This window comes from Belnapia sp. AC561 (assembly GCF_979252845.1).
The window spans coordinates 1-15,319 of the sequence record NZ_CEEDBP010000026.1 but is presented as its reverse complement, the minus strand read 5'-3'; the positions used below and the strand labels follow the sequence as shown (position 1 = coordinate 15,319).

The following is a 15,319-nucleotide window of genomic DNA, read 5'->3' as shown; positions in this document are numbered from 1 at the left end:
TGCATGCGTAATTGCATGGAACCTGCCGCGAAGACGCCGCCGGGAGTTGGCTATCCCGCAGGGCGGGCAAGCGCGCCCCGGTTGCCGCTGCCGCCCCCGCATGGCACGGTCCACCGCGATGCTCTCAATCCCCGCCAGCCGCCCGAATGCCTATTCCGGCAGCCCCCTCGACCGCGCCGCCAACCGCCGCGAGGACCTCGCCTTCATCGAAGCCGCCCTGGCCGACCCGGAGACCTTGTTCGCCCCGGTCTGGCGCAGCCGCAGCCTGATGCGGGGAGTGGCGGAGGGCGCCCCCGAAGCCGTGCTGCTGACCGGCGCCGCGGCGGAAGCCGTCCGCATGTCGGGCGGCCCATCCGGCGGACCCTGGGGCTTCCTCGGGCTGTGGGAAGGCCGCCCGGTCTTCGCGGTGGATTGCTCCGAGGCCGCCGATCCGCTGCCGCTGCTGCCGGAGGGGATGGGCGCCTTCACCGACCTCCGCGCCGTCGCCGGCCTGCTGCCGCCGGGGGAGGCCAGCGTCCTCGCCCATGCCCGCGGGCTGATGCACTGGCGGACCAAGCACCGCTTCTGCGGCGTCTGCGGCGCCCCCTGCGAGCCGCGCTCGGCCGGCCACGCCATGGCCTGCACCGCCTGCAAGGCGCAGCACTTCCCCCGCACCGACCCGGCCGTGATCATGCTGGTGGTGCGCGGCGACAGCGTGCTGCTCGGCCATTCCACCCGCTTCCCCAACACCGTCATGTACTCGACCCTCGCCGGCTTCGTGGAACCCGGCGAGACGCTGGAGGAGGCGGTCCGCCGCGAGGTGAAGGAGGAAGCCGGGATCGACGTGGGCGAGGTGGTCTACCATTCCTCCCAGCCCTGGCCCTTCCCCTCCTCCATCATGCTCGGCTTCTACGGGGAGGCCCTGTCGGAGGAGATCACCATCGACCCGGAGGAGCTGCGCGACGCCCGCTGGTTCACCCGGGCCGAGATGCAGAACCCCGAGGCGCATGGCTTCGCCCTGCCCCGCGGCGACAGCATCGCCCGGCGGCTGATCGAAGACTGGCTCGCGCAAGGATGAGATCCCTGCTGCTGCTGGCCCTGCTGCCGCTCGCCGGCTGCGGCTTCTTCGGCCCCCGCACCGCCGCGACCGAGGAGCCGCTGACCCCGGAGCAGCGGGAATGCCGGGCCGAGGCCCAGACCTCCCCCGGCATGAAGGCGCTGGACCGGCAGCGGATGCCGATGAACAGCTACAACGAGGACCGGCTCAACCGGGAGGAGCGGGTGGTGCTCAACCGCGCCTACCTGGATTGCCTGCGTGCCCGCGGGCTGGCGCTGCCCGGCGGGGTGCAGACGGTGCAACCCCGCTAGACCGTGAACGCCTTCTCGCGATTTCGCGCGAGCGGGCGTGCAGCCGGGCGCAACCCCGGTCTATACTGCGGCGCACCATGAGGATGACGCCGGTGATGAACGCGTCTTCGGTCCTGGCCGTGGTCGGCATGCGGTCGGAAGCGGCCCTGCTGCCCCGTGGCATGCGGGTGATCGTCAGCGGCGGCGACCCGGCGCGGTTGCGCGCCCTGTTGCGGGACGTACCGCCGGGCGTGACCGGCGTGCTCAGCTTCGGCATCGCCGGCGGGCTCGACCCGGCCCTGATCACCGGGGACCTGGTGGTGGCGACGCGCGTGCGTGGCCCGGGCGGCGCCTATGCCGCCGACCCGGTCTGGTCGGCGCTGCTGGCGCGGCGCTGCGGCGCGCGGCTCGGCATGGTGGCCGGGGCCAGCGCCGTCGTCGGGGAACCGGCCGGCAAGCGCCTGCTGCGGGCCGCGACCGGGGCGCTGGTGGTCGATCTCGAAACCGAGGCGGCGGCGGCCTTCGCCACCTCGCTCCGGCTGCCCTTCGCCGCGCTGCGGGCGGTCGCGGATACCGCCGAGGAAGTGCTGCCGAAATCCGCCGCCGTGGGCCTGACCGCGGATGGCCGCCCGGCCGCCGGCCGCGTGGCCATGGCGCTGCTGCGCCAGCCGCGGGAACTGCCGGCGCTGCTGGTGGTGGCGCGGCGGGCCAAGGCGGCGCTGGAAGCCCTCGGCGGCGCCGTCCAGCGGGCCGGGCCGGGCTTCCTGCCGGCGATCTAGCCGCCTTTCTGCAGGTTCCAGAAGCTGGCGAAGCCCGGTGGCATCACGGTCCCCGGCGAAACCGAGGGTCACCCGGGCAGAATAAGGCCGCCCCCGCAAGACTTCAGGCCGGGCGGAACGCCCCGTCCGGCCCGAGCACCACCAGCCGCCCCGTCGCCACGCCGAAATGCCCGCCGTGCAGGCTGAGCCGGCCTTCGGCCACGGCCTCGGCCACCCAGGGGAAGGTCATCAGGTTGCGCAGCGTGATCCGCACCGCCTCATGTTCCCCGGCCTCCTGCTGGTCCACCGGGTCGCAGCGCAGCGCCGTCTCCCGCGCCGCCTTGGCGATGCTCATCCAGCCGACGACGAAGTCCTGCGCCTCGGGCGGGGCACCCCGCAGCAATGCCTGGACGCCGCCGCAGAGCGCATGGCCCAGCACCACCACCTTCTCCACCCGCAGCACCCGCACCGCGAATTCCAGGCAGGCGCTGGTGCCGTGGAAGGCGGCGTCCGGCATGTAGGGCGGCACCAGGTTGGCCACGTTCCGCACCACGAAAAGCTCCCCCGGCGCGGCGGAGAAGATCATCTGCGGGTCCACCCGGCTGTCGGAACAGGCGATGACCATGGTCTTCGGGCTCTGCCCGAGCGCGGCCAGCGCCTCGAACCGCGCCTTCTCGCGCGGCCAGGTGTCTTCGCGGAAGCGGCGGTAGCCGGCGATCAGGTCGTCCATGGCCATGCCCTCAGTGCCGGAAATGCCGCATACCGGTGAAGACCATGGCGAGTCCAGCGGCATCCGCGGCGGCGATCACCTCCGCATCCCGCATCGACCCGCCGGGCTGGATCACCGCCGTCGCACCCGCCGCCGCCGCCGTCTCCAGCCCATCGGCGAAGGGGAAGAAGGCATCCGAGGCGACGACGCTGCCCTTGGCCAGGGGCTCCGGCAGGCCGGCCGCCTTGGCCGCGGCCTCCGACTTCCAGGCGGCGATCCGGCTGCTCTCGACCCGGTTCATCTGCCCGGCGCCAATCCCGACCGTCGCCAGGTCCTTGGCATAGACGATGGCATTCGACTTCACGTGCTTGCAGACCCGGAAGGCGAAGATCAGGTCCGCCATCTCCTGCGCGGTCGGCGCCCGCTTCGTCGCCACCTTCAGCGTCGCGGGGTCGATCCGCCCGGCATCGCGCGACTGCGCCAGGAAGCCGCCGGCGACGCTGCGGAAGGTCAGCCCCGGCGCCGCCGGGTCCGGCATGCCGCCGGTCAGCAGCAGGCGCAGGTTCTTCTTGCGGGCGAAGATCGCCTTCGCCTCCTCATCCGCATCGGGGGCGACGACGACCTCGGTGAAGATCGCGGTGATCCGCCGCGCCGCTTCCGCATCCAGCACCCGGTTCGCCGCGACGATGCCGCCGAAGGCCGAGACCGGGTCGCACAGCAGCGCCCGGTCCCAGGCCCCGGCCAGGTCGTCCCCGATGGCGATGCCGCAGGGATTGGCGTGCTTGACGATGACGATGGCGGGCGCGTCGAATTCGGCGCAGGCCTCCACCGCCGCATCGGTGTCGTTCAGGTTGTTATAGGACAGCTCCTTGCCCTGCACCTGGGTCGCGGTGGCGATGCCGCGCCGGGCCGTGCCATCCAGGTAGAAGCCGGCCTGCTGGTGCGGGTTCTCGCCGTAGCGCAGGGTCTGCTTCAGGATGCCGGCGAAGGCGAGGCGCGGCGGGAAGGCCTCGCCCTGCTGCCCGGCGAACCAGCCGGCGATCGCCGCATCATAGGCGGCGGTCCGGGCATAGGCGGCGGCGGCGCAGCGGCGGCGGAGCGCCAGGCTGGTGCCGCCCTGGGCCTCGACCTCGGCCACCACCTCGGCGAGTTGCGACGGCTCGGTCAGCACCACCACATGGGCGTGGTTCTTGGCGGCGCTGCGGATCATCGCCGGGCCGCCGATGTCGATATTCTCGATGCAGTCGTCGAAGGACGCACCCTTGGCCACCGTCGCCTCGAAGGGATAGAGGTTGACCACCACCAGGTCGATCGGGGCGATGCCATGCTCGGCCATCTGCGCCCGGTGCTCCTCCAGGTCCCGCCGGCCGAGCAGCCCGCCATGGACCTGCGGCACCAGGGTCTTCACCCGCCCGTCGAGGATTTCCGGGAAGCCGGTATGCTCGCTGACGTCCTTCACCGGCACCCCGGCGTCGCGCAGCGCCTTCGCGGTGCCGCCGGTCGAGAGGATCTCGGCCCCCTGCCCGGCCAGGAAGCGGCCGAACTCGACCAGCCCGGTCTTGTCCGAGACGGAGAGCAGGGCGCGGCGGATGGGGAGGATGTCGGTCATGGGGGGAACTCCGCGTATTGGGCGCGGCATAGCCCCCGGGGCTGCCCGCGTCCATGCGGCGGCGGCGGTCTTAGCCGGACGGTAACCTCGGCGCCGCAGGATGGGGGGCCAAGCCATGGGGTCCGAGTATGCGTATCCGCACCACAGTCCTGCTCGCCTTCATCGCCATCGCCCTGCCGGGGCTGACGGTCGCCACCTGGCAGGTGGGGCTGGCCTGGCAGGCGATGCGGATGGCGGACCGCACCATCCTGAAGACCCGGGCCATCGCCGACCAGCAGCGGGCGCAGACGGCCCTGGTCAGCCAGGTCGCCCTTCTGCTGCTGAACTACGATGCGCCGGTGCCGGATCTCGCCGCCCTGCAGCGCAATGCGGAAGGCGTGGCGGCGCAGTTCCGGCAGGCCGCGGCCAGTGCCGCGGCGGTCGGCCAGCAGGATGCCGTCTTCGAGGAGGCGATCCCGGCGCTGGCGGCGCTGGGCCAGCGGCTGGCCGCGGCGGCATCGCTGCCCCCGGCACAGCGCGACCCCGCCCTCTACAACGAGGTCGGCCGGGTCCGCGGCGCCATGGCGGACCGCATCGCCGAAGCCGGCGACCGCATCGGGCGCGACCTGGCGGGGGAAGCGCCGGCGGTGGCCGCCGCCGTCGCCGTGGCGAGCCAGCTGATGAGCCTGCGGGACGTGATCGGCCGGCGCAGCGTGGTGATGACCGGCTGGCTGGCCGGCAACCCGGTGACGGCGCCACAGCATGCCTTGGCCCTGGTGCTGACCGGGCAGATCGGCCAGAGCTGGCAGGAGGCCGAAAGGCTGATCGGCGGGCTGGGGGAGCCGGCGCTGCGCCAGGGGCTGGAGGCGCAGCGGACCTCCCTGCGCAATGAGGCGGAACGACGCTGGCGCGCCATCATCGATGCCGCCGGCGCCCGCGCCGACTGGCCGGAAAGCCTGGCCAGCTACCGCGCCTTCAATGTCCCCGCCCAGAATCAGGTGGTCGCGCTGCGGGATACGGCGCTGGAGGTGGCGCTGGCGCGCAGCCTCGCCGGCCGCGACACGGCGCTCTGGGCCCTCGGCGTCAGCCTGGTGGCGGTGCTGGCTACCCTGGCAGTCGCCGGAGCGGCGCTGGCCCTGCTGCTGCGCCGGGTGGTGCGGCCGCTGCGGGCACTGACGGACTGCGTCGGCCGCGTCGCCGGCGGCGAATTGACGCTGGCGGTCCCGGGCCGCGATCGCCGGGACGAGTTGGGCGACATGGCCGCGGCGGTGGAGGCGCTGCGGGCCGGCGCGACCGAAAGGCTGGCCCTCGAGGCCGCCCAGAAGGCCGAGCAGAAGGTGCAGATGGCCCGCTCCATCACCGTCGATGCGCTGCTGCGCGGCTTCGAGGCGGATTCCGCCGGCGTCCTCGGCGCGGTGGCCAGCGCCTCCAGCGAATTGGATGCGACGGCGGCGGGCATGGCGGCGACCGCGCGGGACGGCAGCGCCCGGGCCGATGCGGTCGCCCATGCGGCGGCGGAGGCCAGCCGCAACGTCGAAAGCGTCGCCTCCGCGACGGAGGAGCTCTCGGCCAGCATCGCCGAGGTGGTCCGCCAGGTGGAAGCCGCCGCCGGCGCCGCGCGGGAGGCGACGAGCGCCGCCGAGGCGACCGGCAGCACCGTGCGCGGCCTCTCGGAAGCCGCCAGCCGGATCGGCGACGTGGTGAAGCTCATCAGCGACATCGCCGGCCAGGCCAACCTGCTGGCGCTGAACGCGACGATCGAGGCGGCGCGGGCCGGGGAGGCCGGCAAGGGCTTCGCCGTGGTCGCCAGCGAGGTGAAGGCCCTGGCGGCGCAGACGGCGCGGGCCACCGGCGAGATCGGCGCCCAGATCAGCGCCATGCAGGCCGAGACCAGCCGCACCGTGGAGGTGGTCGGCGCCATCGGCCGGATCATCGGCACGGTGAATGCGACCACCGCCCAGGTGGCGGAAACCGCGGCGCAGCAGGCGGCGGCGACCCAGGAAATCGGCCGCGCCATCGCCGAGGCCGCGGCCAGCACCACCGAGTCCGCCCAGCACGCGAGCGGCATGAGCGAGGATGCCGGCCGCACCGGCACCGCGGCCGGGGAAGTCCGCGCCGCCTCCACCGCCCTGTCGGCGCAATCGGAGGCGCTGCGGGCGCGGGTGGACGGATTCCTCGCCTCGATCCGGGCCGCCTGAGGCCGGCCTCAGCGCGGGCGGGCGACCGGCGGCAGCGAGCCGGGCGGGAGCCCTGTCTGGGCCGGGGGCGCATAGGCGGGCGGTGGCGGCGCGGCAGGCTCGCCGCCGCCGAAACGCATCAGCACGCTCCGCAGCGGGTCGGCGCCCGGGTTGTTCACCTGCATCGCCAGCACGATCTGCCGTGGCCCGGCTTCCTGCCCGTAATAGGCGCGGTTCCAGCCGCTGCGGGCCGTCAGCAGCGACCCCTCCAGCGCCACGCCGGCGAACAGCCCGCGGGCCCGGGCGATGGCGACGATATCCGCCCCCGCCGCCGAGGTGGTGGCGCCGGCGATCCCGGCCCCGATCGTCGCCACCGAGAGCGAGGCATCGGCGCCGAATTTGAACTGGCTGTCCATCAGCGCACTGAGCGCGGCGTCGTTCATGATCAGCATCAGGATCTGCATGTCCTGCATGCCGATCTGCAGGCCCAGGCTGGCCGAGGCGAGGCCGTAGAAGGCCGGCGCCGACCAGGACCCGGCCGCATCCCGGCCCAGCATGACGCAGCCGCCGCCCTGGCCGCCGAGGATGAAGCCGGCGCGGAAGATCTGCGGGCAGACGACCACCGCCCGGGCGCGGCGCAGCATCCGCCGGCCATCCTCCACCGCCTGGGCATCGCCCTCGGTCAGCATCTCCTGCACCGAGAGGGTGGCGCGATCGACCAGCGCCTGCGGCTCCTCCCGTTCCTGGGCGAAAGCCGGCGTGGCGAGCAGCAGCAGCCCCAGCAGGGCGTGGCGCAGCCTCACCGGAGCGGCGGCAGGGTGGAGCGCTGCACGCCCCCGGCGGCCGGGCCCCCGGTTACCGGACCGCCAGTGACCGGCCCACTTCCCAGCGCGACGCCCGGCGCCTGGTTCGGCATCGGCGGCGGGGCCGCAGCCGCGGCCGTCCCGGCGCCATAGCGCATCAGGGCGGCACGCAGCGGGTCCGCCCCCGGATTATGCGCCTGCATCGCCACCACGATCTGCCGCGGCCCGACTTCCTGCCGGTAATAGCCCCGGTTCCACTCGCTGCGGGAGGAGATGAGCGAGCCTTCCAGGGTCAGCCCGGCATAAAGCCCGCGCGCCCGGGCGAAGGCGACGATATCGGCCCCGACGGCCGCGGTGGTGGAAGCCTCGACCGAGCCGCCGAAGGTGGCGAAGGCGAGCGAGGCATCGGCGCCGAGCTTGAGCTGGCTGTCGAGCAGGGCGTTCAGCGCCTTGTCGTTCATCACCAGCATCAGGATCTGCAGGTCCTGGATGCCCGCCTGCAGGCCGAAGCTGCCGCTGCCGAGCGAATAGAAGGCCGGCGAGGACCAGGACCCGGCGGCATCCCGCCCGACCATGACGCAGCCGCCGCCTTCGCCGCCGAAGAAGAAGCCGGCGCGGAAGATGCGCGGGCAGACCATGACGGCCCGCGCCCGGCGCAGCAGGTCGGCCGCCTTCAGGCGGTCATGCCCCTCGCCCAAAATCTCCTGCACGGAGAGGGTGGCGCGGTCCACCAGCGTCTGTTCCTCGCCGCCTTGCGGCGTCCCGGCGCAACCGGCCAGCGACCCCAGCAGCAAGCCCAACATCATCAGATGGCGCATCAAGCCCCCCCGCCAACCCCGTGAATTGGCGGGACACTAACCGCTGCGGTTCGGCCTGTCCAAATTCTTGCCCGATCATTCCCAATCGGGTGCGTTCCAGGGTTCCTCGTTCACCGCGGCCACCCGCCAGTCGCCGGCGACCCGTTCCAGCCGCGTCACGCCCAGGTTGCGGATGGAAAAGGCCAGCGCCTGGTGCCCGGTCAGCCCCAGCGCATGCGCCAGCGCGGCACGGATCGAGCCGCCATGGGCGACGATCACGATATCCTCACCGGCATGCGCCGCCGCCAGCCGGTCCAGCACCGCGCCGACGCGGGCCTGCACCGTGGCGAAGCTCTCGCCGCCCGGCGGCTCCTCCTCCGCCGCATGCGGCCAGAAGGGATGCGCGGGATGGCGCAGCATCCCGGCCAGCGCGTCATGCGCGATGCCCTGCCACTCGCCGAGGTGCTGTTCCGCCAGATCCGGCTCGGTCGCCAGCGGCTGCTCGGGATAGCCGGCGGCGAAGATGGCGGCGGCCGTCGCCTTGGTGCGGGCGAGGTTGGAGGTCACCCAGGTCGCCGGCCGCGGCAGCCGCGCCGCCAGCCAGCGGAACAGCGCGGCATCCTGCTTCAGCGCGAGGTCACACAGCGGGACATCCATGGCGCCGTAGAAGACGGTACGGGCCTTCGGCTCGACCAGGGCATGGCGGATCAGGTGGAGGCGGGTTTCGGGCATGGCGGGAGGATTAGCCCGGACCCGGCTATTCCCCAATGCTCAACAAGGCACCCCTGACCCGCGCGCTTTCGAACTGCCGCATGAAGACCCAGGCCATCGCCGCCATCCAGCCCGCATCCAGCGCGAAGGCCGCGGCCAGATGGCCCCAGGCGATGGTCCCGTCCAGCAGCGCCGCGCGCATGCCCTCGAAGACATGCGCCGCCGGCAGGGCCAGGGCCACCGGCTGCAGCCAGCCCGGCAGCACGCCGACGGGATAGAAGACCGCGGAGATCGGCGTCAGTCCGAACAGGATGGACCAGGCCAGCGCCTCGGCCCCCGCGCCATGCCGCAGGATCAGCGCGGTGACGCCGAGCGCCACCGCCCAGCCCATCACCAGCAGCGCCACGAAAAAGGCGACCACCACCGGCCCCAGGGCGAACAGCCCGAAGGCGTACAGCAGATATGCCAGCAGCACCGCCGGCAGCACGCCGACCACCACGCGGATGACGCTCATCCCCATCAGCGCCAGCACCAGCTCCCGCGGCCGCAGCGGGCTGACGAAGACATGGCCGAGGTTGCGCGACCAGATCTCCTCGAGGAAGGACAGCGAGAAGCCCATCTGGCTGCGCAGCGCCACCTCCCAGAGCAGCACGCCGCCCAGCAGCGTCCCCGCCGCCAGCGCTGCGCTATTGCCCTGCAGCCCGATCAGGTAGCGGGTGGTGAAGCCCCAGACGACCATCTGCAGCACCGGCCAGTACATCAGCTCCAGCACCCGCGGCCAGGACCGGCGGTAGAGCGCGAGGTGGCGGTAGATCATGCCCCAGATGCGGCGCAGCGCGGCGCGGTTCATAGCGCAGGCTCCTTCGCCCGGCCGCGGGCGATGTCGAGGAAGACCTGCTCCAGGTCGCCCCGGCCGTACTTCTCCAGCAGCCCGGCCGGGCTGCCCGCATCCACCATCCGCCCCTGCTTCAGCATCAGCACATGGCCGCAGAGCCGCTCGACCTCCGCCATATTGTGGCTGGCGAGCAGGATGGAGCAGCCGGTCTCCGCCCGGTAGCGTTCCAGCCAGGACCGCACCCAATCCCCGGTATCGGGGTCGAGGCTGGCGGTCGGCTCGTCCAGCAGCAGCAGCTCCGGCCGGTTCACCAGCGACTTGGCCAGGGCGACGCGGGTCTTCTGCCCGGCGGAAAGCTGGCCGGCCGGGCGGTCCAGCAGATCCGTCAACTGCAGCTGCTCGGCCAGCTCGGCGATGCGCCGCCCGGCCTGCGGCACGTCATACAGATGGGCATAGACCCGCAGGTTCTCCGCCACGCTCAACCGCGCCGGCAGGGCGATATAGGGGGAGGAGAAGTTCATCCGCGCCAGGGCGCTGAAGCGGTCCCGCGCCATGTCGTGGCCCAGCACGGTGATCCGCCCGCCGGACGGCACCAGCAGGCCGAGCAGCATGGCGATGGTCGTGGTCTTGCCGGCGCCATTGCCGCCCAGCAGGCCCCAGGTAGCACCGCGCGGCATGCGGAAGCTGAGGCTGTCGACGGCAGCGGGCGCGTCCGGGGCATAGCGCTTGGTCAGCGCCTCGGCGTGGATGGCGGGGTTTTCCATGTGCCCGCCATATGAGTCAGCCTCGCCGTTTTGTCAGCCCCGGTGGTCATCCCCTGGGGCGCAGCAGCCGCCCCTCGAACAGCGTGATCCCGGCCTCCCAGCCCCAGCCGATCGCCGCCGCGCGATCCGCCGCCATCAGCACCAAGCTGCCGCGGTCCGCTGGCAGGGCCTCCAGCATCGCGGGCAAGGCCGGCGACCAGCGCAACCGGATCAGGTCGGTCGCCAGCGCCTCGGCCGGCAGGGCGGGCAGCAGCCCGGCGCTGGCGATATCGAGGGCGACCCGCCAGCCGCGCGCCCGGCAGAAGTCCCGGGCGAAGCGGAAGCCCTCCGGGTCCGCCAGGGCATCCTCGGCACTCAGGCCGAGCGTCATCCGCGCCCGCCCCTCCGGCCCCAGCGCGGCATCGAGGCGGAGGAATTCGGGCGTCGCGATGGTATCCAGCGTCAGCCGCAGCCCGGCCCGGCCGAGCCGCCGCGCCTCCTCCGGCCGGCCCAGCTCGGTCAGCAGGCGGCGGTCCACCAGCCGGCGCAGGCGGCGGAACAGCGCCGGGGACAGCGCCGGGTCGGCCCCCGGCAGCAGCGCGCCGCAGAGCTCGGGCCAGCCGAGCTGCCATTCCTCCCAGGCGACCTCCGGCCCGGCATCGCCCGGCGCCAGCCTGCAGACCGGGCGGCGGACCAGGAAGCGGGCCAGGCTGGCATTGCCCAGGCCCCGCTCCATCGCCGCGAGATCGGTGACCGACAGCGGCAGCGCCTCGGCCGGGGGCTCCGCCCCGGGCGCCGCCCCGCCTGCCCCCGGGGCGGCCTCGGCCACGGCGGGGGTGGGGACGAGGCTTTCCTCCACCGCCGCCAGCAGCGCCGCCGCTTCCTCCGGCAGGCGGCGGCGGATGAAGGGCAGCCGCTCCTCGGCGGCGAACAGGATGGCGAGCTGTTCCTCCGCGGTGCGGAGGTGGCGGCCCTCGGGCGGGGCGACGGCGAGGATGTCGCCATTCGGCAACTCGAAGACCCGCGCCCGGGTCGGCCGCAACAGCGGCTCCAGCGCTTCCCGCACCAGACGCTGGTGGTGGCCGCGCTTCAGGCCGGCGGCCATGCTGCCGAGGCGCAGGTGCAGCACGTCCCGCACCAGCCCGGCCGCCACCGCGTCCCGGACGAAATGCGCCAGCGCCAGCGCATCCGAGGCCGGGACGCCGCCGGGGCCGCGCGTCGGGCCGAAGGGCTTCAGCGTGCCGGACGTCATCCGCCCGCCTCCACCGCCGGCCCGGTCGCCGCCACCCCCAGATGCGCGGCGAAGGCCAGCGCCGCCGCGCCGTCGCAGCCGGTCAGCAGCAGCCGCCCGGCCGGCATCTCCCGCAGGGCGGCGAGCGGGGCGCGATCCTCCAGCGCCGGGGACCAGCGCAGCAGCAGCAGGTCGGCCGGCAGGCCGGCGGGGCGGACCAGGGCCAGCGCCGCGGCATCCAGCCCTTCCAGCGCCAGGCCCCAGCCGCGCGCCGCCATCGCCCGGTGACGCTCGGCCAGGGCCGGGTCGGCCGCGGCGGCCAGCGGCAGCACGCCGAACAGCCCGGGCACCACGCTGGGCGGCGGCAGGCCGCGCCGGGGCAGCGGCAGCAGGCGCCAGCCCGGCATGTCCCGCGCCCAGACCGCCAGCGCCGGCAGCAGCCGCGCCGCCAGCCGGTCCGCGGCATGGACGAGCAGATCCACGTCCTCGGCCAGCGGGCCCAGCTCGGCGGCCAGCGCCGGTCGGGACAGCCGCAGGCGGCGGCCGCGTGCCGGCACCGCCGCGCCGGGGCGGATGATGCCGCGATGCCGCAGGATACGGTCCGCCGGCAGCGCATCCAGCCGGGGCTCCAGCCCTTCCAGCCCCTGGGAGGGGGGCGGCGCCACCGCCTCAGGCGCGGCGACCTGGGTGGTGGCGGCCCAGCCCAGTAGCGCGCCGGAATCCCGCGGCAGCAGGAACAGCTCCGGCGGCGGGGCATCGGCGGCCAGGGCGGTGAGCGCCGCCGCCGCCCGCCGTCCCGCGCCCGCCATGGCGCCCAGCAGCAGCATCTCCCCGGAGGTGGTGTCGAAGACGGCGCCGCCGCCGACCTCGGCCGCATCCTGCAGGATGGCCCGGGCCAGCCGGCGGCGGGCGGGCGGCCCGGCCAGCCGCCCCTGCGGCTGCAGCCGCAGCGCCACCCGTCCGGCGGCGCCGGGCAGGGCCTGGCGGACGATGGGCAGCAGCGCCGGCGGCGCCGGTGGCTTGGGGGCCGGTGGTTTGGGGTTGGTCACGATCATGCGCTGTCCTGGCGCGGTGCGGGGCGGCAAATCATCCGCTAAAGTCGCGCCGGATGTTGAACGAACAGCTAACCCCACACCGATGCCGGCAGCCGTGGGCATGAGGCCGCATCCGGGCCAGCTCGCCCCCGGCGCCCTGCCGCCCGGCTGGCGGATCTATGCCATCGGCGATGTCCATGGCTGCATCGACCAGCTCACGGCGCTGCATGCGCTGATCGCGGAGGATGCCGCCCGCGCGCCGGCGGCCCGCACCACGCTCATCCACCTCGGCGACTACGTGGACCGCGGGCCGGACAGTGCCGCAGTGCTGCGGACCCTGCTCGAGTCCACCCCCCTGGTGGGGCCCCTGGCGGGCGCCGAAAGCGTCACCCTGCTGGGCAACCACGAGGTGATGCTGCTGGATGCCTGCGACCCGCAGTCGCACCCCGGCGCCCTGCCCTTCTGGCTGGACAACGGCGGCGCCGAGACGCTCGCCAGCTACGGCGCCGACCCGGCCGACCCCGCCGCCTGCAGCGCCGTGCCGGAGGAGCACCTGGAGCTGCTGCGCCACTGCCCGCTGCACTACGAGGCCGGCGACTACCTGTTCGTCCATGCCGGGGTGCGGCCGGGCATCCCGAACGACCGGCAGGACCCCTTCGACCTGCTCTGGATCCGCGAGCCTTTCCTGTCCTTCGAGGGCGACCTGCCGCAGGTGGTGGTGCATGGCCATACCCCGGCGGAGGTCCCGGCGGTGCGGCCGCACCGCATCGGAATCGACACCGGCGCTTGCTTCGGCGGGGCGCTGACCTGCCTCGTGCTGGAGGGTCACCGGCTCCGCTTCCTCACGGCCTGAGCCGGCAAAATCGGGTCGGATGCGAGACATTCCCGCCGGGGGATGAGAATCCCCGACACGCGCCTTGCGCCTATGCCCTGGCTTGCGCTACCGCAGTGCGATGCACGGCCCTGCGCCAGATCTCCGCCCAGCCCAATCCAGCGCGATTCCAGCCGACCTGCTGGATGCTGTCCGGCAATTGAAGCGTGGCACCGTCCTCGTCGTCGGCGATGCCATGCTCGACCGCTATGTCTATGGCCGGGTCGAGCGCATCAGCCCCGAGGCCCCGGTGCCCGTCCTGGCGGTGGAGCGCGAGGTGGCGCTGCCCGGCGGCGCCGGCAACGTGGTCCGCAACCTGACGGCGCTCGGCGCCGCGGTCGCCTTCGTCTCCATCGTGGGCGACGACCAGGCCGGCAGCGACCTGACCGGGCTGATCGGCGGCCAGCCGGGCGTCGAGCCCTGGCTGCTGGTCCAGGGCGGCCGGGCGACCACGACCAAGACCCGTTTCGTCGCCAGCGGCCAGCAGTTGCTGCGGGCGGACCATGAGCAGGCGGTGCCCATCCATCCCCGGCTGGCGGACCGGCTGGTGCGGATCGCCGCCGATGCGGTGGCGGCCACCACGGTGATGGTGCTGTCCGACTACCGCAAGGGCGTGCTCGCCGGGGATACCGCGGCCAAGCTGATCGCCGCCGCCCGCACCGCCGGGCGCCGCGTGGTGGTGGACCCGCGCGGCGGCGACCCCGCCCGCTTCGCCGGCGCCGACCTCATCATGCCCGATTGCGCCGAGCTGGCCCTGTCCACCGGCCTGCCCTGCGACACCGATGCGGAAATCGCCGCCGCCGCCCATGCCCTCCGCGCCGCGCATGGCTTCGGCGCCGTCCTGGTCCTCCGTGGGGAAGCCGGGGTCACGCTGGTCAATGCCGACGATGCGGCCGATGCCGCCCGGCACCTGCCCGCCGACGTGGCCGAGATGATCGACCCGGCCGGGGCCGGCGATGCCGTCATCGCGGTCGCCGCCGCCGGGCTGGCGGTGGGGCTGACCCTGCCCGTGGTGGCCCGGCTCGGCGCGCTGGCGGCCGGCATCGCCATGGGCAAGTCCGGCATCGGCGTGGTGCGGGAAGACGAATTCGTCGAGGTGCTGACCCCCGGCCGGCTGGCGGCGCGCAAGCTCGCCTCCCGCGGGCAGGGCGCGGAACGGGTGGAAGGCTGGCGCCGGGCCGGGCACCGCGTCGGCTTCCTCGCCGCCACCACCGCGGCCGGCGACCCGGAGGTCGTGCAGCGCGCGCGCGGCTGGTGCGACCGGCTGGTGATCGGCGTGGCGGATGGCGACGAGACGGCGCAGGAGTTGGCCGAGCATCCCGCGATCGACCTGGTGATCCGCTACGGCACGGAAACGGCGGTGGACCTGATCCGCCTGCTGCGGCCGGACGTGCTGGTGCAGGACCCGGGCCGCGCGCCGGAAACGGTGGCAGGCGGCGACATCATGCAGGAATGGGGCGGCACCGTGCGCCGCGCCGTGCCGGACCCCGATCGCGGCTTCTGACCACCGGTATTTGCGCAACTGACGCCAGGGTTGTGCAGGGCAGGGTCGCGCGTTACAGCCCTGGACGAACGCAGCGCTATGGGGGGGGACCATGTCCGCATTCGTCCGGGGCACCATGACGGCCCTTCTGATCGCCGCGCTGGGTGGCACCCAGGCCCTGGCCCAGCCCCGCGCCACGGCCCAGCCCACGCCGCCGCCCATGCCCTCCGCGCCGCAGCCCTGCGCCGCGCGG

General features: G+C 74.0%; 15 protein-coding genes. 6 read left to right on the top strand and 9 right to left on the bottom strand.

All coding sequences use genetic code 11. The annotated features are described in order from the left end of the window. Window positions 1-118: 118 nt before the first annotated feature. The 3 genes from nudC (at window position 119) to AC0IW9_RS19715 (ending at window position 2,105) form a co-directional block, all read left to right on the top strand. The gene (gene nudC / locus AC0IW9_RS19725; RefSeq protein ID WP_471650076.1) at window positions 119-1,057 is read left to right on the top strand and encodes an NAD(+) diphosphatase; all 939 of its coding nucleotides are present in this window, start codon (window positions 119-121) and stop codon (window positions 1,055-1,057) included. Continuing rightward, window positions 1,054-1,347: a phosphoribosylamine--glycine ligase gene (locus AC0IW9_RS19720; RefSeq protein ID WP_471650004.1), complete on the top strand. Its 294-nt coding sequence runs from the start codon at window positions 1,054-1,056 to the stop codon at window positions 1,345-1,347. The genes nudC and AC0IW9_RS19720 overlap by 4 nt, the downstream gene beginning before the upstream one ends. Before the next feature lie 95 nt (window positions 1,348-1,442). After that, window positions 1,443-2,105, top strand: coding sequence for a phosphorylase family protein (locus AC0IW9_RS19715; protein WP_471650003.1), 663 nt, complete (start codon window positions 1,443-1,445; stop codon window positions 2,103-2,105). Window positions 2,106-2,208: 103 nt separating this feature from the next. Here the strand turns inward: AC0IW9_RS19715 and AC0IW9_RS19710 are convergent, their stop codons facing one another. Continuing rightward, entirely contained in the window at window positions 2,209-2,814 is a 606-nt protein-coding gene (locus AC0IW9_RS19710) for a carbonic anhydrase (protein ID WP_471650002.1), read from the bottom strand. A 10-nt stretch (window positions 2,815-2,824) separates the two neighbouring features. Beyond that, complete coding sequence (gene purH / locus AC0IW9_RS19705) at window positions 2,825-4,402, bottom strand: bifunctional phosphoribosylaminoimidazolecarboxamide formyltransferase/IMP cyclohydrolase (protein WP_471650001.1); 1,578 nt, start codon at window positions 4,400-4,402, stop codon at window positions 2,825-2,827. Between the two features lie 128 nt (window positions 4,403-4,530). Between purH and AC0IW9_RS19700 the strand changes: the two genes are divergently transcribed. Then, on the top strand, window positions 4,531-6,579 hold the full coding sequence (locus tag AC0IW9_RS19700; protein WP_471650000.1) for a methyl-accepting chemotaxis protein: 2,049 nt from the start codon (window positions 4,531-4,533) through the stop codon (window positions 6,577-6,579). 8 nt (window positions 6,580-6,587) lie between these two features. On the opposite strand, the gene AC0IW9_RS19695 is transcribed toward AC0IW9_RS19700, so the two are convergent. From AC0IW9_RS19695 to AC0IW9_RS19665, 7 genes are all read right to left on the bottom strand, one after another. Further along, complete coding sequence (locus AC0IW9_RS19695) at window positions 6,588-7,361, bottom strand: lipid-binding SYLF domain-containing protein (protein WP_471649999.1); 774 nt, start codon at window positions 7,359-7,361, stop codon at window positions 6,588-6,590. Then, window positions 7,358-8,167, bottom strand: a complete 810-nt coding sequence (locus tag AC0IW9_RS19690; RefSeq protein WP_471649998.1) for a lipid-binding SYLF domain-containing protein — start codon at window positions 8,165-8,167, stop codon at window positions 7,358-7,360. Before AC0IW9_RS19690 ends, AC0IW9_RS19695 begins: the two co-directional genes overlap by 4 nt. Window positions 8,168-8,254: 87 nt before the next feature. Then, window positions 8,255-8,890 (bottom strand): histidine phosphatase family protein, encoded by a 636-nt coding sequence (locus AC0IW9_RS19685; RefSeq protein ID WP_471649997.1) that lies wholly within the window; start codon window positions 8,888-8,890, stop codon window positions 8,255-8,257. Between the two features lie 25 nt (window positions 8,891-8,915). Then, window positions 8,916-9,719 (bottom strand): ABC transporter permease, encoded by an 804-nt coding sequence (locus AC0IW9_RS19680; protein ID WP_471649996.1) that lies wholly within the window; start codon window positions 9,717-9,719, stop codon window positions 8,916-8,918. Next, window positions 9,716-10,468 (bottom strand): ABC transporter ATP-binding protein, encoded by a 753-nt coding sequence (locus AC0IW9_RS19675; protein ID WP_471649995.1) that lies wholly within the window; start codon window positions 10,466-10,468, stop codon window positions 9,716-9,718. The genes AC0IW9_RS19680 and AC0IW9_RS19675 overlap by 4 nt, the downstream gene beginning before the upstream one ends. 46 nt (window positions 10,469-10,514) lie before the next feature. Beyond that, complete coding sequence (locus AC0IW9_RS19670; protein WP_471649994.1) at window positions 10,515-11,699, bottom strand: hypothetical protein; 1,185 nt, start codon at window positions 11,697-11,699, stop codon at window positions 10,515-10,517. After that, entirely contained in the window at window positions 11,696-12,733 is a 1,038-nt protein-coding gene (locus tag AC0IW9_RS19665; RefSeq protein WP_471649993.1) for a hypothetical protein, read from the bottom strand. The genes AC0IW9_RS19670 and AC0IW9_RS19665 overlap by 4 nt, the downstream gene beginning before the upstream one ends. A 100-nt stretch (window positions 12,734-12,833) precedes the next feature. Between AC0IW9_RS19665 and AC0IW9_RS19660 the strand changes: the two genes are divergently transcribed. Both AC0IW9_RS19660 and AC0IW9_RS19655 read left to right on the top strand, forming a co-directional pair. Beyond that, on the top strand, window positions 12,834-13,565 hold the full coding sequence (locus AC0IW9_RS19660) for a metallophosphoesterase family protein (protein WP_471649992.1): 732 nt from the start codon (window positions 12,834-12,836) through the stop codon (window positions 13,563-13,565). Between the two features lie 100 nt (window positions 13,566-13,665). Continuing rightward, window positions 13,666-15,087, top strand: coding sequence for a bifunctional heptose 7-phosphate kinase/heptose 1-phosphate adenyltransferase (locus tag AC0IW9_RS19655; protein ID WP_471649991.1), 1,422 nt, complete (start codon window positions 13,666-13,668; stop codon window positions 15,085-15,087). Window positions 15,088-15,319 lie beyond the last annotated feature (232 nt).